Source organism: uncultured Thiodictyon sp. (genome assembly GCF_903828115.1).
Taxonomy (GTDB): Bacteria; Pseudomonadota; Gammaproteobacteria; order Chromatiales; family Chromatiaceae; genus Thiodictyon.
Window position 1 is genome coordinate 1 of sequence record NZ_CAIKKU010000886.1, and the last position, 6056, is coordinate 6056.

Annotated in this window: 5 protein-coding genes, 1 other RNA gene and 2 pseudogenes; 5 read left to right on the forward strand and 3 right to left on the reverse strand. The window is 67.4% G+C overall.

Annotated features, from left to right (window positions below; all coding sequences use genetic code 11):
• Positions 1-190, reverse strand: a 190-nt coding sequence (locus QZY48_RS33445) for a hypothetical protein (RefSeq protein ID WP_295438932.1), incomplete at its 3' end; no start/stop codon positions are given.
• A gap of 126 nt (positions 191-316) precedes the next feature.
• Between QZY48_RS33445 and QZY48_RS33450 the strand changes: the two genes are divergently transcribed.
• Both QZY48_RS33450 and QZY48_RS33455 read left to right on the forward strand, forming a co-directional pair.
• A complete protein-coding gene (locus QZY48_RS33450; RefSeq protein ID WP_295438933.1) occupies positions 317-913 on the forward strand; it encodes an MFS transporter in 597 nt (198 codons plus the stop codon).
• Entirely contained in the window at positions 913-2337 is a 1425-nt protein-coding gene (locus QZY48_RS33455; protein ID WP_295438935.1) for a FimV/HubP family polar landmark protein, read from the forward strand. Before QZY48_RS33450 ends, QZY48_RS33455 begins: the two co-directional genes overlap by 1 nt.
• A gap of 443 nt (positions 2338-2780) precedes the next feature.
• Here QZY48_RS33455 and ssrA read toward each other — a convergent pair.
• Positions 2781-3117, reverse strand: a transfer-messenger RNA (tmRNA) gene (gene ssrA / locus QZY48_RS33460).
• A gap of 178 nt (positions 3118-3295) precedes the next feature.
• Here ssrA and QZY48_RS33465 point away from each other — a divergent pair.
• Positions 3296-3904: pseudogene (locus QZY48_RS33465) on the forward strand (SUMF1/EgtB/PvdO family nonheme iron enzyme); the annotation flags it as partial.
• On the opposite strand, the gene smpB reads toward QZY48_RS33465, so the two are convergent.
• Positions 3891-4367 carry an SsrA-binding protein SmpB gene (smpB, locus tag QZY48_RS33470; RefSeq protein WP_295438937.1) on the reverse strand — a complete coding sequence of 159 codons (477 nt, stop codon included), beginning with the start codon at positions 4365-4367 and terminating at the stop codon, positions 3891-3893. The pseudogene QZY48_RS33465 and the gene smpB sit on opposite strands and share 14 nt — an antisense overlap.
• An 83-nt stretch (positions 4368-4450) precedes the next feature.
• Here smpB and tpiA point away from each other — a divergent pair, with 83 nt between their 5' ends.
• Together tpiA and secG are read left to right on the forward strand one after the other, a co-directional pair.
• Complete coding sequence (tpiA, locus tag QZY48_RS33475) at positions 4451-5215, forward strand: triose-phosphate isomerase (RefSeq protein ID WP_295438939.1); 765 nt, start codon at positions 4451-4453, stop codon at positions 5213-5215.
• Between the two features lie 45 nt (positions 5216-5260).
• Positions 5261-5485, forward strand: a pseudogene (gene secG, locus QZY48_RS33480) (preprotein translocase subunit SecG); the annotation flags it as partial.
• Positions 5486-6056 lie beyond the last annotated feature (571 nt).

Consider the following 6056-nt stretch of genomic DNA (forward strand, 5'->3'; position numbering starts at 1 on the left):
AGAGGGCGGGGAGCCAATCTACGTACAAGCTCGAGGCTTCAGGGTCCGACGGCTTCCCGGGCACGCTCCGCAACATCCGTGTATCCACCATCCCTGTCAATCCCTGGAACAGAGCATACAAGGGTCCGCTGTGCGGACCGACGGCCTCGGGGTCGGCGCGTTGGCCGGGATGATGATCGAGGATCGGCATGAGCTTTGCTCTCCAATGGCGTTATAATTTCGGCAAACTTTTTGGCAAGGCAAATGGGGTGACGGCTGATCCCGAGACCGATATGTGCGGTTAGATCCAAATGATTGAATAAAGATGTGGCACTCGTTGAGACGACCTGAAGTCCTGGCCACCACCCTGGCCGCCGTCGGCATCCTGATGATCACCATGGGCGCCCGCCAGTCCTTGGGGCTCTTTATCGGCCCGATCGATGCGACGACCGGGCTGGGGCTCGCCGCCATCAGCCTGGCGCTCGCGATCGGACAGTTTACTTGGGGGGCGATCCAGCCCATCGCCGGGGCCCTGGCCGACCGCTACGGTCCGGGTCCCGTGCTGATCGGCGGTATTGCGGTCATGGCCTTGGGCAGTGCCATCACGCCGTTCATGGGGTCCGGTTTCGGGCTGGTCGTCTCGCTCGGTCTGGTCTCGGCCATCGGCTCCGGGGCCGGCAGCTTTTCGGTGTTGATGGGGGCCGCGGCGGCGCGCCTGCCCGCGTCGGCACGCGGTGCGGCCTCCGGGGTTATCAACGCCGGCGGCTCCTTCGGCCAATTCGTCTTCGCGCCCATCCTGCAACAGTTGATTCAACGCCTCGGCTGGATGGGCGCCATGTGGTCGCTGGCGGTGATGACGCTCGCCGCACTCGCCGCTATTCTCAATCTGCCGATCCGGGAGGCACCGATGGCTGCGGCGCGGACCCCCTCCTGATGCGCGCACGGGCGCGTTGGATCGCCATTGCATCCCTGCTGCCGTGCTGCCTTGGGACGGCGGGCGCGGCGGAATACGGGCCGGTGCGGTCGGGGGAAACCCTGTGGCAGGTCGCGGGGCGGGTCCATCCGGGCGGGGACCTGGACCGGAACCAGGTCATGCTGGCCCTGTTGCGGGCCAACCCGCAGGCCTTCACGCCGTCCTGCAACGTCAACGCGGCCCTGCGGGTCGGGGTCCGGTTGCGGGTGCCGACCCCGGAGGAGATCGCGGCGGTGGACGCGTCGGCCGCCCGGCAGGCCATCGTGGACCAGGGCCGGGACTGGGCCGCGCATCGTCGCGGCGGTCGGCCGCTGGATTGCGCCGCCCCCACCGAGGGGGCGTCCGGGACCGTCGCGTCCCGGCCGCCGCCGGCCGCTGATGCGCGGCCCCCGCCGACGCCATCCAAGGCATTGCCGTCCGGGCCGGCGCCAGCAACGGCCGCACCTTGCCCCTGCCCAGCCGGCGCGGCGACGGGCGCCGCGGCTGGGCCGGTCGGGTTCCAAGGTCCGCCGGTGGCCGCGGGGGGGGAGGCGACGCCCCAGGTGCCGCCGGGTCCGCGCGCATCCGGGTGGTTCCTGGCCGTGCTGGCGCTTGGCCTGCTCGCGTTCGCCTTCCTGCGTTCGGGCGGGGGCCGCGGGGCCGCGGACGCCGCGTCGCGGGAGGGGACCGGCGGCCCGAACGGGCCCGCCGCGCTGCACCTGGTGCCCGGATCGCGCAATCTGTATCTGCTGCTGTTGCTGGCGGCGCTGGCCGGGATCAGCATCCGGCAGAGCCTGGTGAAGGGCGCATCGTCGCTCTGCACCGTGGCCTCGGGCGGTTCGATCGGCCGGGAGGGGGCCATGGTGCAGTTGGCGGCGATGGTCGCCTCGACCCTCGGGCGCCTCGCGCGCCTGCCGCGCGACCACCTGCGGCTGCTGGTGGCCGCGGGGGCGGCGGCGGGTCTGGCCGCGGCCTACAATGCGCCGCTCGCCGCGACCATGTTGTTGCTGAAGGTATTCGCGACCGCGGTCACCCTGGGCTCCGGCGGCATCGGCGGGGCCTTCACGCCGACCCTCTTCGTCGGTGCCCTGCAGGGCGCCCTGTTCGGCACCCTGGTCCAGACGGTCCTGCCGGTCGGCACCGCCCCGCCGAGTGCCTATGCGGTGGTCGGCATGGGGGCGATGCTGGCCGCGACCACCCAGGCGCCATTGATGTCGATCCTGATGATCATCGAGATGACCATGGACTATCAGATCGTGCTGCCGCTGATGCTCGCGGTGGTCATCGCCCACTATACCGCGCTGCGTTATACCGGGGTCAGGCCCATGTATGCCGAGTCGCTATTGCCGCGGCCGACCGCGAGGCCGCCGGTCCGCACAGCGGACCCTACGGGCGCGGGGCCGTAGGGTCCGCTGCGCGGACCGGCAACGGGGTATGAGCCCGCGCAACGCATGACCTGCCGCGGCCGACTCTTGGTCGATCCTGATCTGGATTGGGATCGCGCGCAAAGAAAACGGGCCTTGGATGTGACTCCAAGGCCCGCTGATGGTGGAGGCGGCGGGACAGTGATTCCCCACCTTTCGGTAGGGCCTGGACTATGCCTTCATCCGGTCCGGTGACGACCCGGTGGTCCGGATGCGGGGCGTGTTATCCGCGTTGCCGCGGATCCTAGTGGCCGCTCGGCCGTTTCCGGTTCAGCGACTCTATGAGTCTCTACAGGGCAGGCCTGAGGTTGGCCCTCTTCCTACCCCTCGGTGTTGCCATGCTGGTCTTTCGAGCCAGCTTCAGGGTTCGCCGATGTGAGCCCCGTTTTCACTTTGCCCTTACGGGCAAAGGCGACCTTTTGCGTTGATCGAACCCGCGTCCGCAAGCCCTCTGCCGTTGGTACTACATGCTTAGCCCGTTCAATTTTTTTTAGCCTTCCCGCGCCCGAAGGGCAGGGCGCACGGTCGGCGATTCCAAATTTGGGGTTTTAGCGGATCAGGTCTGGACCCCCGTCACCGCGATCCTATGTGTTGTTACCCCCGGAACCCGATGCCCACAGGCAAACATCGGTCGGAGGCCCGCTGGGGTTAAGCAGCGAGAGCGTAGTTGTCGTCGTTGGCAACTAGAATTTGCAGACGGTTTAACGAGGTACCTGCACCTCGGCATGCACCTAAGGTTTCGCGACCCACGTCGAAACCAAGTCGCCCCCAAGTGTCCCGACTAATATAGGGCGCGCGGGGCCCCAGGGCAAGTGCCAAGATCCGACCCCCGGGCCTGGGCACTGCCAGTGCCAAGGGTTCCTCACCGGAGGTCGAGGCTTTACCGTGAAAGTGCGTAGTCAGGCCATCCTGGCCTGACGGTGTCGGGGCTGGACCAGTCAGGGCTGGAAGCCCTGACTACGCTGCCCCGCACGCTGGCCATCGAGCTAGCGGTCGAGAGGACTTTCATATGCAGACCACCGAGGTGACCCAGGAGCAGTGGGAAGGGATCATGTCCTCCAACCCCTCCAAGTTCAAAGGGCGCAGCAACCCGGTGGAGCAGGTGAGTTGGGACGATATCCAGGTCTTCCTCAAGGCCCTCAACGACCGCGAAGGGTGCGGCGGCTGTTACCGGCTGCCCACAGAGGCCGAGTGGGAGTATGCCTACCGCGCCGGGTCCACCAGCACCTACACCCGGGCCGGACGGGGCATTCGCCCCGTCCGAAACGTTTTCTCCCGATTCTGCGCGCCCACGGTGCAGATCGGTGACGGAATAAACGTTCGGGACGGGGCGCATGCCCCGTCCCGCCCGAGGTTCCGCGCCCGGTCTGCGAACCGGACGCGGAGCGCCCGCACTTGCTCCCACGCCGGAGCGTGGGAGCCAGACGGACGCGGCGTAGGCGCCTCAAACCCATGTTTTATTTGCGTTAATTCGCGTTCATTTGCGGACAAATCCTCTTCTTGGCCGGCGCCGCCCCGCCACCGCGCCCGCGAGATTACCCGGCCTTGAACAGTCGCCCCTTCTCCCGCTGCCAATCCTTGTCCTTCTCCGCCGCCCGCTTGTCGTGCAGCTTCTTGCCCTTGGCGAGCCCGATCTCAAGCTTGGCCCGGCCGTGTACCCAGTACATGGCGGTCGGCACCAGGGTGTAGCCGGCGCGCTCGGTCTCGCCGATCAGGCGGTTGATCTCGTGGCGTTTGAGCAGCAACTTGCGGGTGCGGGTGGGGTCTGGGCTCACATGGGTGGAGGCCGTGGGCAGCGGCGTCATGTGGGAGCCGATCAGGAAGGCCTCGGCGTGGAGGATCTTGACATAGGCCTCTTTGATCTGGATGTGCCCCGCACGCAGGCTCTTGACCTCCCAGCCCTCCAGGACCATGCCGGCCTCGATGCGGCTCTCGATGTGGTAGTCATGCCCCGCCTTCCGGTTGAGTGCGATGGTGGAGCCGCCGTCGGTCTTTTTCTTAGCCTTGCTCATGGGCGGCAGTTTACGGCAAATTTTCGGTTGATTTCTAGGCCCGACCCAGATAAATTGCCGGGCTCTATTTTTAGGAGATGCACATGCGCAAGCCCCTGATTGCCGGTAACTGGAAGATGAACGGGACCAAGGCCAGCGTCGAGACGCTCCTGGCCGGCGTGGTCGCCGGTGCGGGCGCGATCGAGCGCAGCGAAGTCGCGGTCTGCCCGCCCTATCCCTTCCTGCAGATGGCCGCGTCGGCGTTGGCCGGCAGCAGTGTCCGCCTGGGTGCGCAGAACTGCGCCACCGCGGCGAGCGGTGCCTTCACGGGCGAGGTCGCGGCCCCGATGCTGGCGGATTTCGGCTGTCACTATGTGATCATCGGCCACTCCGAGCGCCGCGCCATGTACGGCGAGGACGAGGCCATCCTCGCGAAGAAGCTGGCGGCCGTGTTCGCCGCCGGCCTGACGCCGATCCTGTGCGTGGGCGAGACTCTGGAGGAGCGCGAGCGCGGTGACATGGAAAAGGTGATCGCCGCCCAGATCGACGGCATCATCGCGCTGTGCGGGATCAGCGCCTTCGGCAGCCTGGAACTGGCCTACGAGCCGGTGTGGGCGATCGGCACCGGCAAGACCGCGACCCCGGCCCAGGCCCAGGAGGTCCACGCCTTCATCCGCGCCCGGCTCGCCGGGCACGACGCGGCGGTGGCGCAGAAGGTCCGCATCCTCTACGGCGGCAGCATGAAGGGCAGCAATGCCCTGGAACTGCTGTCCCAGCCGGACATCGACGGCGGTCTGATCGGCGGGGCGGCGCTCAACGCGGACGAGTTCCTGTCGATCGCCAAGGCCGGTGATGCGGCGACGCAGTAATGTGTCACCCTGCGGCCTCCCGGACGAGAACGGACTAGCGATTCCATGCATACCATCCTGACCGTCACCCAGGTCTTTCTCTCGATCGGCCTGATCGGACTGGTGCTGATCCAGCACGGGCGCGGGGCCGACGCGGGTGCCGCCTTCGGCAGTGGCGCCTCGGCGACCGTCTTCGGTGCGCGTGGTTCGGGTTCGTTCCTGTCCCGCGCGACCGGAATTATTGCGGCCCTGTTCTTTCTCACCAGCATGGCGATGGCGTATTATGCCGCCAAGGGTGAAAAGCCCGCGGGCCTGATGGACGGGGTGACCGGTTTGCCGGTGAAGGTCGAGACCCCGGCCGCGGCTGGGGCCGCGATTGTGCCCCCGGTTGCCGTGCCGGCGGCCAGCCAGGTCCCCGCGGTGCCGTCCCCGGTGCCGATGGTGCCCGGGGTGGCGGTCAAGGCCGCGGGCTCTGACGTACCGATCGTGCCGGGTGCGACGGTGGATGCGGCGCCGGTCAAGGAGACGATTCCCGGGGATGGGTCGCCGAAGGCCGTCCCGGTCGTTCCCGCGCCGGTGACGGACGAGGCCCCGGTGAAAATCGAGACCAAGGACGAGCCCAAGGAAAAGGTCCAGACGTTGGATCAGCAGGCGCCAAAGGCCCCAGTGCCCGCTGTCGTCGAGCCGGCGGCTACGTCGGCGCCGTCCCCGACCGCGGACAAATGAAGGTTTGATTTATGTTCTTATGCCGACGTGGTGAAATTGGTAGACACGCTATCTTGAGGGGGTAGTGGCTCGGCAGACGCCGCGAATCTTGGAGGGGAGTAGCCCGGTGAGCACCGCTTGCGACCATAAATTGGCC